The organism is Pseudomonas sp. LAMO17WK12:I10 (assembly GCF_900215185.1).
Classification (GTDB): Bacteria; Pseudomonadota; Gammaproteobacteria; order Pseudomonadales; family Pseudomonadaceae; genus Aquipseudomonas; species Aquipseudomonas chlororaphis.
The window spans coordinates 103,497-124,763 of the sequence record NZ_OBDX01000019.1; the positions used below are offsets into that span (position 1 = coordinate 103,497).

Genomic DNA, 21,267 nt, shown 5'->3' on the forward strand with positions numbered 1-21,267 from the left:
CACAGATCGTGCCAGGCGGTCAGTACCAGCGTTCTTCGCCGGGCGGACGTTTCTTGAAACGCTTCATGCTCCACATGTACTGGCTCGGATAAGCCCGCACATAGCGCTCGACCACCTGGCTCATCGCCGCGCAGGAGGTTTCGGTGTCGGTGCTGTACATCGCGTCCGGCGCGGCTTCGAGGATCACCTTGTAGCCCGAACCGTCGGGCAGGCGCAGCGCATGCAGGAACACCCCGACCGCCTTGCCGCCGGCGAGCATGTTCGGCACGAACTTGCTGGTCAGCGCCTGGGTGGCGAAGAAGGGCACGAAGATCCCGGCGGATTCGGCCGGTTCCGGGTCGGCGGGAATGCCCACCGCCCCCCCTTTGCGCACTTCCTTGATGACGCTGAGGATGCCTTCCTTGGTCGAGGCCGCCACCCGGTTGCCCAGCTGGACCCGCTGCTTGCGCAGCAGTTCGTCCACCGCCTTGAGCTTCGGCGGGCGGTAGAAAATGATCGGTTTGCACTGGCTGCAATAGAAGTGGTTGAGCACTTCCCAGTTGCCCAGGTGGCTGGTGATGCCGACCACGCCCTTGCCCGACGCCAGCGCTTCTTGCAGCACCTCGAGGCCCTCGACTTCACGCACCAGGGCGATCGAACGCTCGGCCGGCCAGATCCAGGCGCAGGCGCTTTCAGTCAGGGACTTGCCGATGTCTTTCAGGCTCTGTCCCACTAAACGCTCGCGCTCGGCGGCGTCCATCTGCGGAAAGCACTTGGCCAGGTTGATCCGCACCACATCGCGGGAACGGTTGGGGGTCTTCCACATGATCCAGCCGATGGCCGAACCGACCGCCTGCACCGCGCGCCAGGGCAGCAGGGCAAACAATCGCAGAGCGCCCACCAACAGGGCGCCTTTAAACTTATCCACAGGTGACTCCTGATATCCGGGTCATGAACCTTGTCGCAAGCCGGTTATTCTAACCGCCCGTTTGCCAGGATGGCGTAGCGATCGCAGTCCCGAGTGTGATCCATCACCATGCCCGAAGCCTGCATCAGTGCATAACAGATGGTCGGCCCGATAAAGGTGAAGCCGGCCTTTTTCAGACCCTTGCTCATCGCCTCGGCCTCTGGAGTCACCGCCGGGACCTCGCTGCGATCCTTGAAATGATTGACCCTGGGCACCCCGCCGACGAACGACCAGAGGAATTCCACCGGATCCTCCAGCGCCATCCAGGCCTGGGCATTGCGCCGCGCGGCAGCGAGTTTCAGGCGGTTGCGGATGATCCCGGGATCGAGCATCAACTCGTCGATTTCCGCGTCGCTCATCTGCGCCACGCGCTGCACATCGAAGCCGAACAGCACTTGCCGATAGCGCTCGCGCTTCTTCAGGACGGTGATCCAGGACAGGCCGGCCTGGAACCCTTCGAGCAATAACAACTCGAACAAACGCTGCGCATCGCGTAGCGGCACGCCCCACTCCTGATCGTGGTACGCCATGTACAGGGGATCTTCGTTGCACCAAAAGCAGCGTGGCATAAGGCTCCAGTGGGCGTGCGCACAACTGAATCGGGTATACTCCCGCTCTTTAAATCGCAGCCCAAGTAACAGGTGAATTTCGTGAGCCAGCCTACGCCAGCCGTGCGTACCTTCCAAGACTTGATCCTCGCCCTCCAGCAATACTGGGCCGAGCAAGGTTGTGTGGTACTTCAGCCCTACGATATGGAAGTAGGCGCCGGCACTTTCCATACCGCCACGTTCCTGCGCGCCATCGGCCCGGAAACCTGGAACGCCGCTTATGTGCAGCCCAGTCGTCGCCCGACTGACGGCCGCTACGGCGAAAACCCGAACCGTCTGCAGCACTACTACCAGTTCCAGGTGGTCTTGAAGCCGAACCCGGAAAACTTCCAGGAGCTGTACCTGGGCTCGCTCAAGCACGTCGGCCTCGACCCGCTGGTGCACGACATCCGTTTCGTCGAAGACAACTGGGAATCGCCGACCCTCGGTGCCTGGGGCCTGGGCTGGGAAGTCTGGCTCAACGGCATGGAAGTGACCCAGTTCACCTACTTCCAGCAAGCCGGTGGCATCGAGTGCTACCCGGTGACCGGCGAGATCACCTACGGCCTGGAACGCCTGGCCATGTACCTGCAGGGCGTGGATTCGGTCTACGACCTGGTCTGGGCCGACGGCCCGTTCGGCAAGGTGACCTATGGCGACGTGTTCCACCAGAACGAAGTGGAGCAGTCGACCTACAACTTCGAACACGCCAACGTCGACAAGCTGTTCGAACTGTTCGATTTCTACGAAAGCGAAGCCAAGCGCCTGATCGAGCTGGATCAGCCGCTGCCGCTGCCGAGCTATGAAATGGTCCTCAAGGCCTCGCACACCTTCAACCTGCTGGATGCCCGTCGCGCGATCTCCGTGACCGCGCGTCAGCAGTACATCCTGCGTGTGCGCACCCTGGCGCGTTCCGTCGCGCAAGCCTACCTGCTGGCCCGCGCCAAGCTGGGCTTCCCGATGGCAACCCCGGACCTGCGTGATGAAGTGTTGGCTAAGTTGGAGGCGGCACAATGAGTGCGCAAGATTTTCTGGTTGAACTGGGCACTGAAGAACTGCCACCCAAAGCACTGAACACCCTGGCCGAAGCCTTCCTGGGCGGTATCGAAAAAGGCCTGCAGGCCGCCGGCCTGAACTTCGAAACCAAACATGTCTACGCCGCACCACGCCGCCTGGCGGTGCTGATCAGCGGCCTGGCCACCCAGCAGCCGGATCGCAGCATCAACCTCGACGGCCCGCCGCGCCAGGCCGCCTTCGACGCCGAAGGCAACCCGACCCAGGCTGCCCTGGGCTTCGCCAAGAAATGTGGCGTGGACCTGAGCGAAATCGACCAGAGCGGGCCGAAGCTGCGCTACAGCCAGAGCATCAAGGGCAAGCCGACCGCCAGCCTGCTGCCGACCATCGTCGAAGACTCGCTGAACGACCTGCCGATTCCGAAACGCATGCGTTGGGCTGCGCGCAAGGAAGAGTTCGTGCGTCCGACCCAATGGCTGGTGATGCTGCTCGGTGACCAGGTCATCGACTGCACCATCCTCGCCCAGAAAGCCGGTCGCGACTCCCGTGGCCACCGCTTCCATCACCCGCAAAGCGTGCGCATCACCTCGCCGGCCAACTATCTGGACGACCTGCGCGCCGCCTACGTGCTGGCCGACGCCAACGAGCGTCGCGAGCTGATCAGCAAGCGCACCGAAGAACTGGCGCGCCTGCAGGAAGGCACCGCCATCGTTCCAGCTGATTTGCTGGACGAAGTGACCGCCCTGGTGGAATGGCCGGTGCCGCTGGTTTGCTCGTTCGAGGAGCGTTTCCTCGAAGTGCCGCAGGAAGCCCTGATCACCACCATGCAGGACAACCAGAAATACTTCTGCCTGCTGGACGTCGACGGCAAGCTGCTGCCGCGTTTCATCACCGTGGCCAACATCGAAAGCAAGGACCCGCGCCAGATCATCGAGGGCAACGAGAAAGTCGTTCGCCCACGCCTGACCGACGCCGAATTCTTCTTCAAGCAGGACAAGAAACAGAAGCTCGAAGACTTCAACCAGCGCCTGCAGAACGTGGTGTTCCAGGAGAAGCTGGGCAGCGTCTACGACAAGGCCGAGCGCGTCTCGAAACTGGCCGCGTTCATCGCCCCGCGCATCGGCGGCGACGCCCAGCGTGCCGCGCGCGCGGGCCTGCTGTCGAAGTGCGACCTGGCCACCGAAATGGTCGGCGAGTTCCCGGAAATGCAAGGCATCGCCGGTTACTACTACGCCCTCAATGACGGTGAGCCGGAAGACGTCGCCCTGGCGCTGAACGAGCAGTACATGCCACGTGGCGCCGGCGCCGAGCTGCCAAGCACCGTCACCGGTGCCGCCGTGGCCATCGCCGACAAGCTCGACACCCTGGTCGGCATCTTCGGCATCGGCATGCTGCCAACCGGCAGCAAGGACCCGTACGCGCTGCGTCGTGCCGCGCTGGGCGTGCTGCGCATCCTGATCGACAAGAAGCTCGACCTGGACCTGACCGAAGCCGTGGCGTTCGCCGTCAGCGCGTTCGGCAGCAAGGTCAAGAGCGCCGGCCTGGCCGATCAGGTCCTGGAGTTCATCTTCGACCGTCTGCGTGCCCGTTACGAAGACGAAGGCGTGGATGTCGCCACCTACCTGTCGGTCCGTGCCCTGAAGCCGGGTTCGGCCCTGGACTTCGACCAGCGCGTGCAGGCCGTGCAGGCCTTCCGCAAGCTGCCGGAAGCCGCCGCATTGGCCGCGGTGAACAAGCGCGTTTCGAACCTGCTGAGCAAGGTCGAAGGCAGCGTGCCGACCACCGTGGAAGCCAAGTACTTCGACAATGCCAACGAGTTCTCCCTGTACTCGGCGATCCAGCAAGCGGACCAGGCCGTGCAGCCAATGGCCGCGGCGCGCCAGTACAGCGAGACCCTGGCCCGCCTGGCCGCCCTGCGCGAGCCGGTCGATGCCTTCTTCGAGAAGGTGATGGTCAACGCCGAAGACGCCAACGTGCGGGCCAACCGCTACGCGCTGCTGGCACGTCTGCGAGGTCTGTTCCTCGGTGTCGCCGACATCTCGTTGCTGGGGTAAGGCGTACGTGAAACTGCTGATTCTCGATCGGGACGGAGTGATCAATTACGACTCCGACGCTTACATCAAATCGGTGGAGGAGTGGATTCCGCTCCCCGGCTCGGTCGAAGCCATCGCGCAGTTGAGCAAGGCCGGCTGGACGGTAGCGGTCGCTACCAACCAGTCGGGCATCGCTCGCGGTTACTACGATGTCGCCACCCTCGACGCCATGCACGAGCGCCTGCGCGCTCTGGTGGCCGAGCAGGGCGGCGAACTCGGCCTCATCGTGTACTGCCCCCATGGCCCGGACGAAGGTTGCGCCTGCCGCAAACCCAAGCCCGGCATGTTGCAGACCATTGCCCGGCATTACGCAGTGGATCTGGCTGGTCTATGGTTTGTGGGCGACAGTCTCGGTGACCTGGAGGCCGCAAAAGCCGTCGACTCTCAGCCAGTTTTGGTAAAGACCGGGAAAGGCGAAAAGACCCTGGGGAAAACCCTACCGGTAGGCACCTTGATTTTTGACGACCTGGCGGCAGTTGCCGCTGAACTTATCCACAATTAGAGAGCTCTTCTGACATCCTGGCCAAGGATTGTTCGGGAGTGCGCTTTTTTTAGAGGCGGGCAATGCCCGCAACGGTAAACGCCGCTATGTCGATCCTGCAGGCAATCAGAACCTTCTTCTTTTACCTGCTGCTGGGCACCAGTTCGTTGCTGTGGTGCTCCCTGAGCTTTTTTATCGCGCCCTTCCTGCCGTTCAAGGCGCGCTATCGCTTTATCAACGTCTATTGGTGCCGCTGCGCGTTGTGGCTGGCCAAGGTGTTTCTCAAGATCAATGTGGAAGTGAAGGGCGCGGAAAACGTCCCCGAGCGTCCTTGCGTGATTGTCTCGAACCACCAGAGCACCTGGGAGACGTTCTTTCTCTCGGCCTATTTCGAACCGCTGAGCCAGGTGCTCAAGCGGGAGCTGCTGTATGTGCCGTTCTTCGGCTGGGCCATGGCCATGCTGCGCCCGATCGCCATCGATCGCGACAATCCCAAGGCCGCGCTCAAGCAGGTCGCCAGTAAGGGCGACGAGCTGCTCAAGGACAGTGTCTGGGTGCTGATCTTCCCGGAAGGCACCCGGGTGCCTTACGGCCAGATGGGCAAGTTCTCCCGTAGCGGCAGCGCCCTGGCGGTCAATGCCGACTTGCCGGTGCTGCCGGTAGCGCACAACGCCGGCAAATACTGGCCGAAGACCGGCTGGGTCAGGCACCCCGGTACCATCACCGTGGTGATCGGTGCGCCGATGCACGCCGAAGGCTCCGGACCACGGGCCATCGCCGAGCTCAACGACCGGGTCGCGGCCTGGAATGAGCAGGCGCAGCGGGACATGGGTTCGCTGCCTCCGGTAGCCGCGGCGCCGGACAAAATGGCCATCTGAGTTTCTGTGGATAACCTGTGTACCGTTTTATTGGAAATCGCTATATAAAATCCGTAAATAGATGATTTATATACATATTTCCTAAACCCATAAAATACCGGAAAACGTGCATAAGTTTTCTGGATACGAAAAAACCGGCCTGGAGCCGGTTTTTTTTCGCCTATCGATATTCAGTCCGTGAGCAGAGGTAATTGCAGGCTGAAGGTCGTCCCCTCGCCGACCACGCTACGGCAGACAATCCGCCCTTTATGCCGGTCGACCACCGCCTTGACCATCGACAACCCCAGCCCCAGGCCTTCGCTGCCCTGGGCCGAGGCGAAGCGCTGGTACTGCACGAACAGCTGCGGCAGTTCATCGGCCGCAATGCCTTTGCCCTGGTCGGTGATATCGCAGGTCAGCCAGCCCTCCGTACACGCGACTTGCACCCGGACAGTCGAGCCCGACGGGCTGTACTTGATGGCGTTTTCCAGCAGGTTGAACAAGGCCCGGGTCAGCAGGGACTGATCGGCCAGCACCATGCCTTCGGCATCGTCGTCGAGGTCATGCACCAGCTGGATGTTTTTCAGCTGGGCGATGGTCATGGCCTGGTCGAACGCATCCAGCACCAGCATGGCGAACATGCTCGGCTGGAACTGATAGGCCTCGGACTCGGCCTTCGCCAGTTGCACAAAGGCTTCGGTGAGCCCCAGGGCGCGACGCACCTGGAGTTCGATCTGGCTGTAGATCCGCGTGTCGCCCGAGCCCTGGTGCCGCTGTACATCGAGCAAGGCCAGGATCGCCGAATGAGGCGCGCGCAGGTCATGGGACAGGAAGCGCAACAGGGTGGCCCGCTGCTGTTCGGCGTCCCGTTCCAGGCTCAGGTCAGTGAGGCTCAGCAGCCAGCCGATCGGCGTATCGCTGTCGATCGGCAGCAAGGGCGCCAGGTCCACGCGCAGGCTGCGCTGCTCAATATCGCGAAACTCCAAAGGCTGCAGCTGCGACAGGGCAGGGCGTTGCCCATCCTGCAAACCGGGATAACCCAGGCCGGACAACTGGTGGACCAAGTCCTCGCCGATCAGCGCGTTGCCAAACACTTCGCGGGCGTTGCGATTGGCCAGCAACACGCGGCCGTCCGGATCGCTGATCAGGGTGGCCACCGGCAGGTATTCCAGGCCGTCGGCAATGAACCGGCGGGTGTCGCGGGTGCGGCTCAATGCCTGCTCCAGGGCCACGATCTGCCCCTGCAGTACATCCCCTGCGGGAGCCTGGGTGCGTCGGCGCTCGGGCAGTACCTTAGGCTCGCTGTCCAGGCGTGCCAGCTCCCAGCCGAAGTAGGCCAGGATCACGCTCAGACGGCGCCAGTTCCAGATCAGGTACGCCAGCAACATCCCCAACAGGCTGGCCACCGGTGGCCACCACAGCCCCAGGCGCAGCAGCCCGGCCGAACCGAGCAGGGCTGCTGCCATGCAGGCCAGGGTCAGCCACAACGCATGTCGCGGCCGCACCAGCAGCAATCCCAGCAAGGCCGCCACCAGCAGCACCGACAGCGCCGCGACCGGCCATTGCCCGAGGGCGACGATGGTGCGCTGCTGCAACAAGCCATTGAGCAGGTTGGCCTGGATCTCGATACCTGGGGTGGTGCCGACACTGGCCGACTGCGGGGTGACATAGCGGTCACCCAGGCCGGGCGCGGTAGTGCCGATCAGGATCAGCTTGTCGCGCAACAGCTCCGGCGGGACTTCGCCGCGCAATACGCTGACATAAGGGACACTGGGGAAACCGCCATGGGGACTGATGAAGGGGATGCGTACTGGGTTGCTGCGCAGCCAGCCCTGGGCGATCTGCGCGGTGTCCGAGCCGGGCATCGACAGGGCCGTGCCCGGGTATGCCTGTTGATAAAGCAGCCAGGTCAGTTGCGCCTTCGGTGCCTGCGGTGGGCCTTCGCGCAGATAGACGCTGCGAACCGTGCCGTCGGCGTCGGCCTCGGCATTGATATGGCCGACCGCCTTGGCGCACTGACTCAACGCCGGCACCGGTTCGATCTCGCCCAGCGGCTGGCCGTAGCGGGCCACGCTCTCGCGCAGCAGGGGCAGGAATACCTTGCCCTCGCGGCAGACCGCCTGGGCCAGTCGTTGATCGTTTTCGGGAATGCTGTCGGGTTCGCTGAAGATCACGTCGAACAACACACCCTGGACCTTGACCGCCGTCAGCCGATCCAGCAGGTCGGCGTGCAGGGTACGCGGCCAGGGCCACTGGCCCAGCTGCTGCAGGCTGTAGTCGTCGATGGTGATCATCAGCAGCCGCGAATCGACCGGCAGCGGGCTGAGCCGCCGCAGGTTGTCATACAGCAGGTTATTCAGCGCCAGCCCGTGGCTCAACGACAGCAGGGCGGTCAAGGGCAGCAGGATCAGGCTGACCCATGCCCATTCCCGCACCAGACCGCCAAACAGTCGCTGGGCTTGCGTCGGCTCCCGGCCCTCGGGTCGGCGCCAGCGCCTCACCGACAAACCGCCGCGCACTTACTGAACACGCGTGGTCCTGGGGTAATAGAAGATGTCATAGACGCCCGTCTCTCCTTCGAGTCCGTGCTCATCGAAAGCAGAAAGGCGGACATGATAAAAAAACGCTTCCAGGCCGCTGAAGTTGACTTCCGGCGTGCTGGAGAACTGTTCCTGCTTGATATTGAGGAAGCTTTTGTCAGTCGCCACCTGGGCCCGGTAACGCTTGGCGCCCGGCAAGGGCTTCATGATCAGTTGCCAGACCGGCAGATCGCCCGTCTGGCCCGCCTGGCCCATCAGTTGCGGCGCGGGTAACAGATCGACTGGCTTCAGCGGGCCTTCTTTCTGGATGCGCAAACCCTGGCGAGCCATGACCTGGACTTCACCGGGAACCGGCCCAACCGGTTTATCCACAGGGCGTTTCTTGCCCTGGGTCTTTTTCGGCGCTTCGTCGTCTTCGCGGTTGACCGCTACCTGGCCGTTGAGCACTTCCACCAGCGACTGCTGATCGTCGTTACGCACCCGGAAGTGCGTGCCGCGTACGCCTAGCACGCCGATCGGCGTGACGATCTGGAAACGGTCGTAATCGCTCGGGCGCTTGATGACATAGGATTCGATCTGCCCCTGCTCGAGCGCGACCTGGGGGATCGCATGTTCTTCGTTCAGGTGCAGGGTGATCTGGGAACTGGAGGGCAGTACCACCAGCGAGCCATCGCCCAGGGACAGGCTGACGAATGCCGAAGGCGAGGTCTTCACCCCTTCGAGTTCATCGACGCTCATGCCTTCTTCCAGGGGCACCTGGTTGCCCTTGGCATCCAGCTTCCAGGCTTCGCCCGTGAGGTGCTCGACCGTCGCCGGCAACGGCTGGCCACGGCATTGCTGGTTTTCATCGATATAGGGAGGGCGCTTGGATGCTGCAACGGCAGCCTGCACCGTGGAAAAGGCCAGTGCGCTACCGAGAAGAAACGACACGAGCATGGCCCGGTGGCGGATTTGCAAGGAGGTCATGGGTTCATAGGTCCGTAGTCGCGCTCTTCTGAAGTCCGTGCCATTAGAACTGCATTGTTAGCGTTCTGACCATACCTCTCGAACCAAGGCCGGCCAGGGTCATTCCCTTACGGGACAAACAGCACAACCGCTGGAGAGCGGCTGCGCTGCTTGGCTCCATGCCGGCCGGATGCGAATCGACGCATCCGGCCGCACAGGTCAGTCCCGCTCGATGGAGATCAACCGATAGGCCAGGGCTCCCAGCCCTGCGCCCAACAGAGGGGCTACCCAGAACAGCCACAGCTGGGACACTGCCCACTCACCGGCGAAGAAAGCTACCGCGGTGCTGCGGGCCGGGTTGACCGAGGTATTGGTGACCGGAATGCTGATCAGGTGGATCAGGGTCAGCGTCAGGCCAATGGCAATCGGAGCAAAACCAGCTGGAGCACGCTTGGCGGTGGCACCCAGGATGATCAGGAGGAACATCGCCGTGAGCACAACTTCGGTCAACAACGCAGCAAACATCGAGTAGCCACCAGGCGAGTGCTCACCATAGCCATTGGCCGCGAAGCCCGCCGACGCGTCGAAACCGACCTTGCCGGAAGCGATCAGGAACAGCACGCCACCCGCGGCGAGTCCACCGAGAACCTGGGCGACGATATATGGCAGCAGCCGGCTACCCGGGAAACGCCCACTCAACCACAGGCCAACCGAGACTGCGGGGTTGAGGTGAGCCCCGGAAATCGGACCCAATGCGTAAGCCATAGTCAGGACGCTCAGGCCAAAGGCCAGGGCTACCCCCAGATAACCGATCCCGAACTGCGGAACGCCGGCCGCCAGTACGGCGCTCCCGCACCCGCCCAGGACCAACCAGAACGTACCGAAAAACTCAGCGCCGAATGTCTTCATCAGAGGCCTTCACAGATAAAAAATGAGGAGTTGTTTGTTGGCTGGCGGCGCCGTGGGGCCGCGCGGGAGAGGAGGGATGACACATCCCTGTGTCGAAGCATTACGTCCTGAGGAGGCACTCCCTGTATTCCCCTGTACTGCAAATCGAGGCCAAGCCTCGGTCTGACGCCCGCCAATCCGGCGGTTGACACTCCCTGTGTCGGAGCACTTCCGAATGCCCCTGTGTGCCACTCAGCGACTACGAATTTACCGGCATGGTGTGGAGGCCGGGCCGGTTTGCAATATTTGTTCAGAATTGTCTGATCTAGAACACCCAACGCTGCTGCTCCTGATAGACCATAGGCTGGGTCATCTGTGGCGCGCTGATCGGGGCGAATCCCTGGGAATCGCTGAACCCGATAGTGGTTACGGATGGGCTGAAATAGCGCTGCACCGGCAAGGCGTAGTCCGAAGACGGCAGCGCAGGCTGCTCCGCGGTTGAACCCAGGCCCAGGCAAGCCGCGAGCATCAGTGTGGTAAATCGAGCCAGGCCCGCTGCCCGCGCAATGCCTGCGTAGAGCAACCGCCCCTTCCCCAGGATGTTCCCCATAGTCCTTTTCCTCGCACATTCGAGCCGGTATCGTTCTGCAATGAATGCAGGCCGGATGGACAGTACTCCTGTCGGCTACCGGCTATATGACATCAGCGTATCGAGCAAAGGTATGAACCAGAGCAATTCGCCACAATTGTTCAGATTCGTCTGATCAGCCTAAACTCAGCGCCAGGTAAGGCCTCAAATAAAGCCATCAGCATTCTCTCGCGATAAAAGGAACTGCCCCGCATGCGTGTCGCAATACTGGATGACGAGCCCGCCGAACTGGCGCGGGTGGAACAGACACTGCGACAGATCCCCGGCCCCGGGGAACAGCCATGGACGCTGCACAGCTTCGAGCGTGGCGAGGACCTGCTGCGGCAGCTGCGGCGCGAAACCTTCGACCTGCTGATTCTCGACTGGCAACTGCCGGACCTCAGCGGGCTGTCGTTGCTGCGCTGGACCCGTGAACACATGGAGGCGCCACCGGCGGCCATCATGCTCACCAGCCGCGATGCCGAGAGCGATATTGTCCAGGCCCTGAACACCGGTGCCGACGACTATGTGAGCAAACCTTTCCGCCCCAACGAACTCAAGGCACGGGTAACCGCCGTCCTGCGGCGTCACGGCTTGCAGCGATCGGCAGCCGTCGAGGTGCAAACCTTCAACGACCTGGCCTTCGATGACGCCGAGCTGACCGTGACCCGAGCCGGCAACCCGATCAGCCTCACCGAACGCGAGTACCGCCTGGCCCATTGCCTGTTCGCCAACCTGGGTCGGCCGTTATCCCGGGAATACCTCTACGAACGTTTCTGGACCCACGAGGAAATCGTCTCCTCCCGTCCCCTGGACACTCACATCTACCGCTTGCGCAACAAGCTGGGGTTGACCGCGGATCGTGGCTGGCAGTTGCTGACCATCTATGGTTATGGCTATCGCCTGGAAAGTGTTTCAGCGGCCGAGTAGGGGCGGCCCTTTTAACCAGGCAATAAAAAAGGCCAACGCTGAGCGTTGGCCTTTTTCATTTCGGCGATGCAACCCGGATCAGAAGTCCAGGTTGGATACCGCCAGGGCGTTGCTTTCGATGAAGTCACGACGAGGCTCGACCGCATCACCCATCAGGGTGTTGAAGATCTGGTCGGCGCCGATGGCGTCTTCGATGGTGACCTTGAGCATGCGGCGCACGCTTGGGTCCATGGTGGTTTCCCACAGCTGATCCGGGTTCATCTCACCCAGACCTTTGTATCGCTGGATGGTGTGGCGCTTGGTGCTTTCGGTCATCAGCCAGTCCAGGGCTTCCTTGAACTCGGTCACCGCCTTCTTGCGCTCGCCGCGCTGAATATAAGCGCCTTCGTCCAGCAGGGAGCTCAGTTGAGCGCCGAGGGTGACGACGGTCTTGTAGTCATTGCTGCCGAAGAAGTCGCGGTTGAAGGTGACGTAGTTCGACAGGCCGTGGGAGATCAGTTCGACCTCTGGCAGCCACACATTACGTTCACGGTCTTCACGCAGGCTGGCCTTGTAGACCAGGCCGGACTTCTCGACGGTGCGCAGGCGGACTTCATACTGGGCCAGCCAATCCTGCATCGCCGCGTGATCGGAGAGTTGCTCCAGGCTCACGGCCGGCAGGTAGATGAAGTGCTCGGTCAGCTCTTGAGGGTACAGGCGCGACAGACGCTTGAGGGTCTTCATGACCATGCGGAAGTCATTCACCAGGCGCTCCAGCGCCTCGCCGGAAATACCCGGTGCTTCTTCGTTCAGGTGCAGGCTCGCATCTTCCAGGGCCGACTGCGTCATGTACTCTTCCATGGCGTCGTCGTCTTTGATGTATTGCTCTTGCTTGCCTTTCTTGACCTTGTACAGCGGCGGTTGAGCGATGTAGATGTAGCCACGCTCGATCAGTTCCGGCAACTGACGGAAGAAGAAGGTCAGCAGCAGGGTACGGATGTGCGAACCGTCGACGTCGGCGTCGGTCATGATGATGATGTTGTGATAACGCAGCTTGTCGATGTTGTACTCTTCGCGGCCGATGCCGCAACCGAGTGCAGTGATCAAGGTGCCGACCTCTTGCGAGGAAATCATCTTGTCGAAGCGCGCTTTCTCGACGTTGAGGATCTTGCCCTTGAGCGGCAGGATCGCCTGGGTCTTACGGTTGCGTCCCTGCTTGGCGGAGCCGCCAGCAGAGTCACCTTCCACCAGGTAGAGTTCGGAAAGAGCAGGGTCTTTTTCCTGACAGTCCGCCAGTTTGCCCGGCAGGCCGGCGATATCCAGCGCGCCTTTACGACGGGTCATCTCACGGGCTTTACGCGCCGCTTCACGGGCACGGGCGGCGTCGAGCATCTTGCCGACCACCAGCTTGGCTTCGTTCGGGTTTTCCAGCAGGAAGTCGGAGAAGTACTTGCCCATTTCCTGTTCGACCGCGGTCTTCACTTCGGAAGACACCAGCTTGTCTTTGGTCTGGGAGCTGAACTTCGGATCCGGCACCTTGACCGAAATGATCGCGGTCAGGCCTTCGCGGGCATCGTCACCGGTGGTGGCGACCTTGTGCTTCTTCGCCAGACCTTCCTGCTCGATGTAGTTGTTCAGGTTACGCGTAAGCGCTGAACGGAAGCCCACCAGGTGGGTACCGCCGTCGCGCTGCGGAATGTTGTTGGTGAAGCACTGCAGGTTTTCGTTGAAGCTGTCGTTCCACTGCAGGGCGATTTCCACGCCAATGCCGTCTTCACGCTGCACATTGAAGTGAAACACCTGGTTGACCGCAGTCTTGTTGGTGTTCAGGTATTCAACGAACGCACGCAAGCCGCCTTCGTACTTGAACAGCTCTTCCTTGCCGCTGCGCTCGTCCTTCAGAACGATACCGACACCGGAGTTGAGGAAGGACAGTTCACGAATCCGCTTGGCCAGGATGTCCCAGCTGAAGTGGATGTTCTTGAAGGTCTCGCTGGAAGCCTTGAAGTGAATCTGGGTACCGGTGGTTTCGCTGTCACCGACGATAGCCATAGGCGCCTGAGGCACACCGTGAACGTAGGTCTGTTCCCAGATCTTGCCACTGCGGCGAACGGTCAGGACCAGTTCTTCGGACAGGGCGTTCACTACCGACACACCCACACCGTGCAGACCGCCGGATACTTTGTAGGAGTTATCGTCGAACTTACCGCCGGCGTGCAGTACGGTCATGATGACCTCGGCTGCGGAAACGCCTTCTTCTTTATGCACGTCTACCGGGATGCCGCGACCGTTGTCACGCACGGTAATGGATTCGTCCGGGTGGATGATGATGCTGATGTCGTCGCAATGGCCGGCCAGAGCTTCGTCGATCGAGTTATCGACCACCTCGAACACCATATGGTGCAGACCGCTGCCATCGTCGGTGTCACCAATGTACATACCGGGACGTTTGCGTACGGCATCCAAACCTTTCAGCACTTTAATGCTGCTCGAGTCGTACGTGTTTTCTTCGCTCATGCCTTCACTCCCGATGGTCGTGGGTCTGGGTGATACGGCCCTGTTCCACGTGGAACAGGGCAACTGGCGTTTCCGTCTGCCAGCCTTCCCTCAATAATTCGTGGTCTACACAGGTGATGAACACCTGGCAGCGTAAGTCTTCCAACAAGCGACAAAGTGCGCGGCGATGCTGCTCGTCCAGTTCGGACGGCAAGTCATCCACCAGATAAATACACTGACCGCGCCGGGCCTGGCTGACCAGATGCCCCTGGGCGATCCGCAAGGCACAGACCACCAACTTCTGCTGACCGCGGGACAAGATGTCCGCAGCGTTGTGTGCGCCCAATCTGAGACGCAAATCAGCACGTTGGGGGCCGGCCTGGGTATGACCCATTTGCTGATCACGATGGAGGGATGTCGCGAGCACTGCACTGAGCTCTCGCTCTTTATCCCAACCACGGTAATAGCTAAGCGTTAAGCCCTCGAGCTCTACCAGCTCGCTCAAGGTCCGCTCAAAGACTGGTTTCAAGGCTTTGATATAAGCGCGGCGGTATTCATCAATTTCAGCGCTGGCCTGACACAGTTCCCTGTCCCAGGCTGCTTGCGAAGCGGCGTCAAGTGTACCATGCCGCAGCCATGAGTTCCGCTGCCGCAGGGCCTTCTGCAAGCGCTGCCAGGTTGACATGAAGCGGGGTTCCACGTGGAACACGCCCCAATCAAGGAACTGGCGCCTGATTTTCGGAGCACCTTCCAGCAGTCGGAAACTGTCCGGGTTGATCAACTGCAGGGGCAGGATCTCCGCCAGCTGCGCCGCGCTGCGGGCGTTCTGCCCGTCGATACGGATCTGGAATTCGCCCTGCCGGTCGCGAGATATCCCCAGGCTGCTATGTCCGCCTTCTGCCAGCTCGACCTGACCGAACACCGTACAGGCGAGTTGCTCGTACTGGATCACCGGCAATAAACGGGCACTGCGAAACGAGCGAGCAAGCCCCAGCAAGTGGATGGCTTCCAGCACGCTGGTTTTGCCACTGCCGTTGGCGCCGTAGAGGAGATTGATGCGGGGAGAGGGGGAGAAGGTCACCGGGTGCAGATTGCGCACCGCGGTGACCGAGACGCGACTGAGGGACATCTAGCTTCTGCTGAGCATGATTACAGGCGCATCGGCATGACAACGTAGGCCGAGTCGTCGTTGTCGGATTCCTGCACCAGCGCACTGCTGTTGGAATCGGACAGGATCAGGCGTACCTGTTCGGTGGTCATTACGCCCAAGACGTCGAGCAGATAGCTCACGTTGAAGCCGATCTCCAGCGAACCGCCGTTGTATTCCACGCCGACTTCTTCTTCCGCCTCTTCCTGCTCCGGGTTGTTCGCCTGGATTTTCAGCTGACCGTTGGCCAGTTGCAGACGGATACCGCGGTACTTCTCGTTGGACAGAATCGCGGTACGGCTGAAGGCCTCACGCAGCGCCTGACGGTCGCCCAGTACCAGCTTGTCACCGCCCTTCGGCAGCACACGCTCGTAGTCCGGGAACTTGCCGTCGACCAGCTTGGAGGTGAAGGTGAACTCGCCGGTGGTAGCGCGGATATGGTGCTGACCCAGCACGATGCTGACGATGCCATCCGGCTCGGTGAGCAGGCGGGCCAGTTCCAGGATACCTTTGCGCGGCACGATCACCTGGTGGCGATCCGGCTGACCGATATCGGCCTGCATCGAGCACATGGCCAGGCGGTGACCGTCGGTGGCCACGGCGCGGATGATGCCGGCGGAGACCTCCAGCAGCATGCCGTTGAGGTAATAACGCACGTCCTGCTGGGCCATGGCGAAGCTAGTGCGCTCGATCAGGCGACGCAGCTTGCTCTGCTCCAGCTGGCAGGTCAGCGAACCCGGGCCTTCTTCCACGGTCGGGAAGTCGTTGGCCGGCAAGGTGGACAGGGTAAAACGGCTACGGCCAGCCTTGACCACCAGCTTCTGCTCGTCGACCTTGATGTCGATCAGCGCATCGTTCGGCAGGCTCTTGCAGATGTCCATCAGCTTACGCGCCGGGACAGTGATTTCGCCTGGCTCCGCCGGCTCTTCCAACTGCACGCGACCGACCAGCTCGACTTCCAGGTCGGTACCGGTCAGCGACAGTTGCTGGCCTTCGACAACCAACAGCACGTTGGAAAGTACCGGCAAGGTCTGACGACGTTCGACGACGCCGGCGACCAGTTGCAGGGGTTTCAACAGGGCTTCGCGTTGAATGGTGAAATGCATGGTCTAGTCCCTTGCCTTAATAAGCTGCGCTGGAGTCATCAAGTGGTCAGAGTACGCAGCAGGTTCTTGTAGTCCTCGCGGATGTCCGCGTCGGATTCCTTAAGTTCATTGATCTTGCGGCATGCGTGCAAGACCGTGGTGTGATCGCGGCCGCCGAACACATCGCCGATTTCCGGCAGGCTGTGGTTGGTCAGTTCCTTGGACAAGGCCATGGCTACCTGGCGCGGGCGCGCGACAGAACGCGAGCGACGCTTGGACAGCAGATCGGAGATCTTGATCTTGTAGTACTCGGCGACAGTGCGCTGAATGTTATCCACAGAGACCAGCTTGTCCTGCAGGGCCAGCAAGTCTTTCAGCGATTCGCGAATCAGCTCGATGGTGATATCGCGCCCCATGAAGTGCGAGTGGGCGATGACACGCTTGAGCGCACCCTCCAGCTCACGCACGTTGGAGCGAATCCGCTGGGCAATGAAGAACGCCGCATCGTGAGGCAGTTCGACTTTGGCCTGGTCGGCTTTCTTCATCAGGATCGCGACGCGGGTTTCCAGTTCCGGTGGCTCTACCGCCACCGTCAGGCCCCAGCCGAAGCGCGATTTCAGGCGTTCTTCCAGGCCTTCGATTTCCTTCGGATAGCGGTCACTGGTGAGAATCACCTGTTGGCCGCCTTCGAGCAGGGCGTTGAAGGTGTGGAAAAACTCTTCCTGGGAACGCTCCTTGCGGGCGAAGAACTGGATATCGTCGATCAGCAACGCATCCACCGAACGGTAGAAACGCTTGAATTCGTTGATCGCGTTGAGTTGCAACGCCTTGACCATGTCCGCCACGAAGCGCTCGGAATGCAGGTACACGACCTTGGCATTCGGGTTCTTCTTTAATAGGTGGTTACCCACAGCGTGCATCAAGTGGGTCTTACCCAAACCTACGCCCCCATAAAGGAAGAGCGGGTTGTAACCATGCTTGGGGTTGTCGGCTACCTGCCAGGCCGCGGCGCGGGCCAGCTGGTTGGACTTGCCTTCCACAAAGTTTTCGAAGGTAAAGGTGCGGTTCAGGTAACTGGTGTGCTTGAGCGCACCTTCCACCTGAACGGTGCGCTGTTCGGCGCGTACTGGAGCCTGCTGCGAGCTGGCCCCCGCCATCGGGTCGAAGCTGTCACGAGAGGGTTCTTCGCTGACTTCGGCAGCTTTCCGGGTTGCCGGTTTGGTCGGTGCGGCCGGAGCAGGTGCTGCGACTGGGGCGGCAGCGGAAGCCTGCTGAACCTGAGAGGCAACCGCGGCGGCCAGCGGAGCATTGGGTGCCGCACGAGGAGCGGAACTGCGTTTGCTGCCTATTAATAAGGAAAGCGCCGGCGCCATGCCATTGCCATGCTCATCCAGCAGCTCGAGCACGCGGCCCAGGTACTTTTCGTTAACCCAATCGAGAACAAAACGATTCGGTGCGTATACACGCAACTCGTCGCCTTCGGCTTCGACCTGTAGCGGACGGATCCAAGTGTTGAATTGCTGGGCAGGCAGCTCATCACGCAGAAGCTCCACGCACTGCTGCCAAAGTTCCACTGACACGGATATCCCCTAAGTTGAAAGCCGGTGAGGCAAAAACAAGCCGCCATTGTAGCGACCAGACGCACACTTATCCACATGTAGGTTGATCACAGGGCACTATGAATCAACGCTTTATCCCGAAAAAACACGACCAATGGTATGTGCATAAGCTCTGTGGATAACCATGCCTGAGGGCATTGCACAACTGGGGGCGAAAATCGGTGGATAACCCACCTGTGGATAACTCACCTTTCCACACACAGCTTTTCCGATAGCGCAGCACAGGCAGAGCACCGTTTCTCGACAGTGTTGTCATTCTCTGTACACCACGGTCTACAAGGGCTGAATGTAGTTATCCACAGATAGAGGCATCCCTAGCTTTTATAAGCTTTACAGAAAAGCTTTAAATAATTCCCTTCTTTATTTTTATATCTGGTTGACCGGGTTCTTCAGTCTTCGATGTGGACATACCCAGACAAAGGAAAAGCTGGTTGGAAATTGACCTAGAGGCTTGCTTTCTCTAGAATCGCCGATCTCTTAAAACGGGGGCCATTCCGGCCCGTTGTGGACGAACCAGGTAACACGACAATGAAACGTACTTTCCAACCAAGCACTATCAAACGCGCTCGTACCCACGGTTTCCGTGCTCGCATGGCTACCAAGAACGGTCGTGCCGTCCTGTCGCGTCGTCGCGCCAAAGGTCGTGCGCGTCTGGCAGTTTGATACTCCGGCACTGGAGGTGAGTCAGGACTTCAGTCGGGAAAAGCGTCTGCTTACCCCCCGGCATTTCAAGGCAGTCTTTGACTCCCCTACCGGCAAGGTTCCGGGGAAAAATCTCCTGCTCCTTGCGCGCAACAACGATCTGGATCATCCCCGTCTGGGGCTGGTTATCGGAAAAAAGAGCGTCAAGCTCTCCGTTGAGCGCAATCGCCTCAAACGTCTGATGCGCGAATCGTTTCGCCTGCACCAGGATGCTCTGGTCGGCTGGGACATCGTTATCGTCGCGCGCAAAGGTTTGGGCGATGTAGAAAACCCCGAATTGATTCAGCATTTCGACAAGCTCTGGAAGCGTCTGGCCCGTAACAAGCCGGCACCAGCAGCCAAACCCGAAACTGTAGGGGTAGACAGCCCGAATGCGTAAACTGGCACTCGTTCCGATCCAGTTTTATCGCTATGCCATTAGTCCTCTGATGGCCAATCACTGTCGTTTCTACCCCAGCTGTTCCTGCTACGCGTATGAAGCCATCGAAAATCATGGTCTTCTGCGCGGTGGCTGGCTGACCTTTCGTCGTTTAGGTCGCTGTCATCCGTGGAATCCCGGTGGTTATGACCCGGTTCCACCTATCCCTACCTCCCGTTCTTCTTCGATGGCCGAGTAATCATGGATATTAAACGCACGATCCTGATCGTCGCCCTGGCAATCGTGTCCTACGTCATGGTTCTTAAGTGGAACCAGGATTATGGCCAAGCTGCCCTGCCGACTCAGAATGTTGCTGCCAACACCGCCACCCCGGCTCTACCGGATACGCCTGTTGGTAACAATGCTTCCGCCAGTGCCGATGTACCCAGCGCGAATACCGATACCAGCCCCCCTACCGAAACTCCGGTAGCGGCAAGCAAAGACCTCATCCAGGTAAAAACGGATGTGCTCGATCTGGCTATCGATCCTCAAGGTGGTGATATCGCCCAGCTGAAGCTGCCGCTGTATCCACGTCGTCAAGACCATCCGGAAATTCCGTTCCAGCTGTTCGATAACGGTGGCGAACGTACTTATCTGGCGCAAAGCGGCCTGACCGGTACCAACGGCCCGGATGCCCGTCCTGCTGGACGCCCGGTTTACTCGGCCGAGAAAAAGACTTATCAACTGGCTGACGGCCAGAATCAGCTGAATGTCGACCTGAAATTCAGCGATGCCGGCGTCAACTACATCAAGCGTTTCACCTTTACCCGCGGTCTGTACGATCTGAAAGTCACCTATCTGATCGACAACACCAGCGACAAGGCCTGGACTGGCAACCTGTTTGCCCAGCTCAAACGCGACGCCAGCTCCGATCCTTCTTCCAGCACCGCCACCGGTACCGCGACTTACCTGGGCGCCGCCCTGTGGACAAGTTCCGAGCCGTACAAAAAAGTGTCGATGAAAGATATCGACAAGGGCTCGCTGAAAGAAACCGTGCAAGGTGGCTGGGTTGCCTGGCTGCAACACTACTTCGTGACCGCCTGGATCCCGGCGAAGAACGAAAGCAACGTGGTGCAGACCCGCAAGGATAACCAAGGCAATTACATCATCGGTTTCACCGGCCCGGCGCTGACCATTGCCCCAGGTGCCAAGGCTGAAACCACCGCCACTCTGTACGCCGGTCCGAAGAGCCAGGCCGTGCTGAAAGAGTTGTCCCCAGGCCTGGAACTGACTGTCGACTACGGCATTCTGTGGTTCATTGCCCAGCCGATCTTCTGGCTGCTGCAACATATCCACAGCATTGTGGGTAACTGGGGTTGGTCGATCATCTTCCTGACCATGCTGATCAAGGGGATCTTCTTCCCGCTGTCGGCGGCCAGCTACAAATCCATGGCGCGCATGCGTGCAGTGGCGCCGAAACTGGCGGCTCTGAAAGAGCAACATGGCGACGACCGGCAGAAAATGTCGCAAGCCATGATGGAGCTGTACAAGAAAGAGAAGATCAATCCGCTGGGTGGCTGCTTGCCAATCCTCGTGCAGATGCCGGTGTTCCTGTCCTTGTACTGGGTACTCCTGGAAAGCGTGGAAATGCGCCAGGCACCGTTCATGCTGTGGATTACCGACCTGTCGATCAAGGATCCGTTCTTCATCCTGCCGATCATCATGGGCGCCACCATGTTCATCCAGCAGCAACTGAACCCGACTCCTCCGGATCCGATGCAGGCCAAGGTGATGAAAATGATGCCAATCATCTTCACCTTCTTCTTCCTGTGGTTCCCGGCGGGTCTGGTGCTGTACTGGGTTGTGAACAACTGCCTGTCGATCGCCCAACAGTGGTACATCACACGTAAGATCGAAGCGGCTACCAAGAAAGCAGCTGCCTGACCTACTCTGTGGATAACCACTCAAAACG

The 21,267-nt window shown here is 60.3% G+C and carries 19 protein-coding genes; 9 read left to right on the plus strand and 10 right to left on the minus strand.

What is annotated here, in order from left to right; translation table 11 throughout:
* Positions 1–19: 19 nt before the first annotated feature.
* Both CRO75_RS20495 and tag read right to left on the minus strand, forming a co-directional pair.
* Complete coding sequence (locus CRO75_RS20495) at positions 20–907, minus strand: lysophospholipid acyltransferase (protein ID WP_009041476.1); 888 nt, start codon at positions 905–907, stop codon at positions 20–22.
* Between the two features lie 44 nt (positions 908–951).
* Positions 952–1,515, minus strand: coding sequence for a DNA-3-methyladenine glycosylase I (gene tag / locus CRO75_RS20500; RefSeq protein ID WP_097137752.1), 564 nt, complete (start codon positions 1,513–1,515; stop codon positions 952–954).
* A gap of 81 nt (positions 1,516–1,596) precedes the next feature.
* On the opposite strand from tag, the gene glyQ reads away from it, so the two are divergent.
* From glyQ to CRO75_RS20520, 4 genes are all read left to right on the plus strand, one after another.
* The gene (glyQ, locus tag CRO75_RS20505) at positions 1,597–2,550 is read left to right on the plus strand and encodes a glycine--tRNA ligase subunit alpha (protein ID WP_022641565.1); all 954 of its coding nucleotides are present in this window, start codon (positions 1,597–1,599) and stop codon (positions 2,548–2,550) included.
* Positions 2,547–4,601: a glycine--tRNA ligase subunit beta gene (gene glyS, locus CRO75_RS20510; protein WP_007921024.1), complete on the plus strand. Its 2,055-nt coding sequence runs from the start codon at positions 2,547–2,549 to the stop codon at positions 4,599–4,601. The genes glyQ and glyS overlap by 4 nt, the downstream gene beginning before the upstream one ends.
* 7 nt (positions 4,602–4,608) lie before the next feature.
* On the plus strand, positions 4,609–5,142 hold the full coding sequence (gmhB, locus tag CRO75_RS20515; RefSeq protein ID WP_009041473.1) for a D-glycero-beta-D-manno-heptose 1,7-bisphosphate 7-phosphatase: 534 nt from the start codon (positions 4,609–4,611) through the stop codon (positions 5,140–5,142).
* 86 nt (positions 5,143–5,228) lie between these two features.
* Positions 5,229–5,999 carry a lysophospholipid acyltransferase family protein gene (locus CRO75_RS20520; RefSeq protein WP_097137754.1) on the plus strand — a complete coding sequence of 257 codons (771 nt, stop codon included), beginning with the start codon at positions 5,229–5,231 and terminating at the stop codon, positions 5,997–5,999.
* 170 nt (positions 6,000–6,169) lie between these two features.
* Here CRO75_RS20520 and CRO75_RS20525 read toward each other — a convergent pair whose 3' ends face one another.
* The 4 genes from CRO75_RS20525 to CRO75_RS20540 form a co-directional block, all read right to left on the minus strand.
* Positions 6,170–8,485, minus strand: coding sequence for a CHASE2 domain-containing protein (locus CRO75_RS20525; RefSeq protein WP_097137788.1), 2,316 nt, complete (start codon positions 8,483–8,485; stop codon positions 6,170–6,172).
* A 12-nt stretch (positions 8,486–8,497) separates the two neighbouring features.
* A complete protein-coding gene (locus CRO75_RS20530) occupies positions 8,498–9,484 on the minus strand; it encodes a FecR domain-containing protein (protein ID WP_097137755.1) in 987 nt (328 codons plus the stop codon).
* Between the two features lie 198 nt (positions 9,485–9,682).
* Positions 9,683–10,372, minus strand: coding sequence for an aquaporin Z (aqpZ, locus tag CRO75_RS20535; protein WP_007921032.1), 690 nt, complete (start codon positions 10,370–10,372; stop codon positions 9,683–9,685).
* A gap of 304 nt (positions 10,373–10,676) precedes the next feature.
* Positions 10,677–10,961, minus strand: a complete 285-nt coding sequence (locus CRO75_RS20540) for a hypothetical protein (RefSeq protein WP_009041469.1) — start codon at positions 10,959–10,961, stop codon at positions 10,677–10,679.
* 231 nt (positions 10,962–11,192) lie between these two features.
* Between CRO75_RS20540 and CRO75_RS20545 the strand changes: the two genes are divergently transcribed.
* On the plus strand, positions 11,193–11,909 hold the full coding sequence (locus CRO75_RS20545; protein ID WP_097137757.1) for a response regulator transcription factor: 717 nt from the start codon (positions 11,193–11,195) through the stop codon (positions 11,907–11,909).
* A gap of 78 nt (positions 11,910–11,987) precedes the next feature.
* Here the strand turns inward: CRO75_RS20545 and gyrB are convergent, their stop codons facing one another.
* From gyrB to dnaA, 4 genes are read right to left on the minus strand one after another with little or no spacing between them, the layout of a single operon-like run.
* Positions 11,988–14,405 (minus strand): DNA topoisomerase (ATP-hydrolyzing) subunit B, encoded by a 2,418-nt coding sequence (gene gyrB / locus CRO75_RS20550; protein WP_007924471.1) that lies wholly within the window; start codon positions 14,403–14,405, stop codon positions 11,988–11,990.
* A 4-nt stretch (positions 14,406–14,409) separates the two neighbouring features.
* Positions 14,410–15,513, minus strand: coding sequence for a DNA replication/repair protein RecF (gene recF / locus CRO75_RS20555; RefSeq protein ID WP_007924472.1), 1,104 nt, complete (start codon positions 15,511–15,513; stop codon positions 14,410–14,412).
* Between the two features lie 20 nt (positions 15,514–15,533).
* Positions 15,534–16,637 (minus strand): DNA polymerase III subunit beta, encoded by a 1,104-nt coding sequence (dnaN, locus tag CRO75_RS20560; protein ID WP_007924473.1) that lies wholly within the window; start codon positions 16,635–16,637, stop codon positions 15,534–15,536.
* 38 nt (positions 16,638–16,675) lie between these two features.
* Positions 16,676–18,196, minus strand: a complete 1,521-nt coding sequence (gene dnaA, locus CRO75_RS20565; protein WP_097137759.1) for a chromosomal replication initiator protein DnaA — start codon at positions 18,194–18,196, stop codon at positions 16,676–16,678.
* 567 nt (positions 18,197–18,763) lie between these two features.
* Here dnaA and rpmH point away from each other — a divergent pair.
* Genes rpmH through yidC form a run of 4 tightly spaced genes read left to right on the plus strand, consistent with a single transcriptional unit; the run spans position 18,764 to position 21,239 of the window.
* On the plus strand, positions 18,764–18,898 hold the full coding sequence (gene rpmH, locus CRO75_RS20570) for a 50S ribosomal protein L34 (protein ID WP_003213577.1): 135 nt from the start codon (positions 18,764–18,766) through the stop codon (positions 18,896–18,898).
* Positions 18,899–18,914: 16 nt separating this feature from the next.
* Positions 18,915–19,316 (plus strand): ribonuclease P protein component, encoded by a 402-nt coding sequence (gene rnpA / locus CRO75_RS20575; protein ID WP_009041465.1) that lies wholly within the window; start codon positions 18,915–18,917, stop codon positions 19,314–19,316.
* A complete protein-coding gene (gene yidD / locus CRO75_RS20580; RefSeq protein ID WP_080921994.1) occupies positions 19,309–19,554 on the plus strand; it encodes a membrane protein insertion efficiency factor YidD in 246 nt (81 codons plus the stop codon). Before rnpA ends, yidD begins: the two co-directional genes overlap by 8 nt.
* Before the next feature lie 2 nt (positions 19,555–19,556).
* Positions 19,557–21,239, plus strand: coding sequence for a membrane protein insertase YidC (gene yidC, locus CRO75_RS20585; RefSeq protein WP_097137761.1), 1,683 nt, complete (start codon positions 19,557–19,559; stop codon positions 21,237–21,239).
* Positions 21,240–21,267 lie beyond the last annotated feature (28 nt).

Excerpts from the sequence above, each read along its gene's own strand:
- tag (WP_097137752.1), bottom strand. The coding sequence starts at position 1,515 with ATGCCACGCTGCTTTTGGTGCAACGAAGATCCCCTGTACATGGCGTAC.
- glyS (WP_007921024.1), top strand. The coding sequence starts at position 2,547 with ATGAGTGCGCAAGATTTTCTGGTTGAACTGGGCACTGAAGAACTGCCA.
- CRO75_RS20520 (WP_097137754.1), top strand. The coding sequence starts at position 5,229 with ATGTCGATCCTGCAGGCAATCAGAACCTTCTTCTTTTACCTGCTGCTG.
- CRO75_RS20530 (WP_097137755.1), bottom strand. The coding sequence starts at position 9,484 with ATGACCTCCTTGCAAATCCGCCACCGGGCCATGCTCGTGTCGTTTCTT.
- aqpZ (WP_007921032.1), bottom strand. The coding sequence starts at position 10,372 with ATGAAGACATTCGGCGCTGAGTTTTTCGGTACGTTCTGGTTGGTCCTG.
- CRO75_RS20540 (WP_009041469.1), bottom strand. The coding sequence starts at position 10,961 with ATGGGGAACATCCTGGGGAAGGGGCGGTTGCTCTACGCAGGCATTGCG.
- CRO75_RS20545 (WP_097137757.1), top strand. The coding sequence starts at position 11,193 with ATGCGTGTCGCAATACTGGATGACGAGCCCGCCGAACTGGCGCGGGTG.
- gyrB (WP_007924471.1), bottom strand. The coding sequence starts at position 14,405 with ATGAGCGAAGAAAACACGTACGACTCGAGCAGCATTAAAGTGCTGAAA.
- recF (WP_007924472.1), bottom strand. The coding sequence starts at position 15,513 with ATGTCCCTCAGTCGCGTCTCGGTCACCGCGGTGCGCAATCTGCACCCG.
- dnaN (WP_007924473.1), bottom strand. The coding sequence starts at position 16,637 with ATGCATTTCACCATTCAACGCGAAGCCCTGTTGAAACCCCTGCAACTG.
- rpmH (WP_003213577.1), top strand. The coding sequence starts at position 18,764 with ATGAAACGTACTTTCCAACCAAGCACTATCAAACGCGCTCGTACCCAC.
- yidD (WP_080921994.1), top strand. The coding sequence starts at position 19,309 with ATGCGTAAACTGGCACTCGTTCCGATCCAGTTTTATCGCTATGCCATT.
- yidC (WP_097137761.1), top strand. The coding sequence starts at position 19,557 with ATGGATATTAAACGCACGATCCTGATCGTCGCCCTGGCAATCGTGTCC.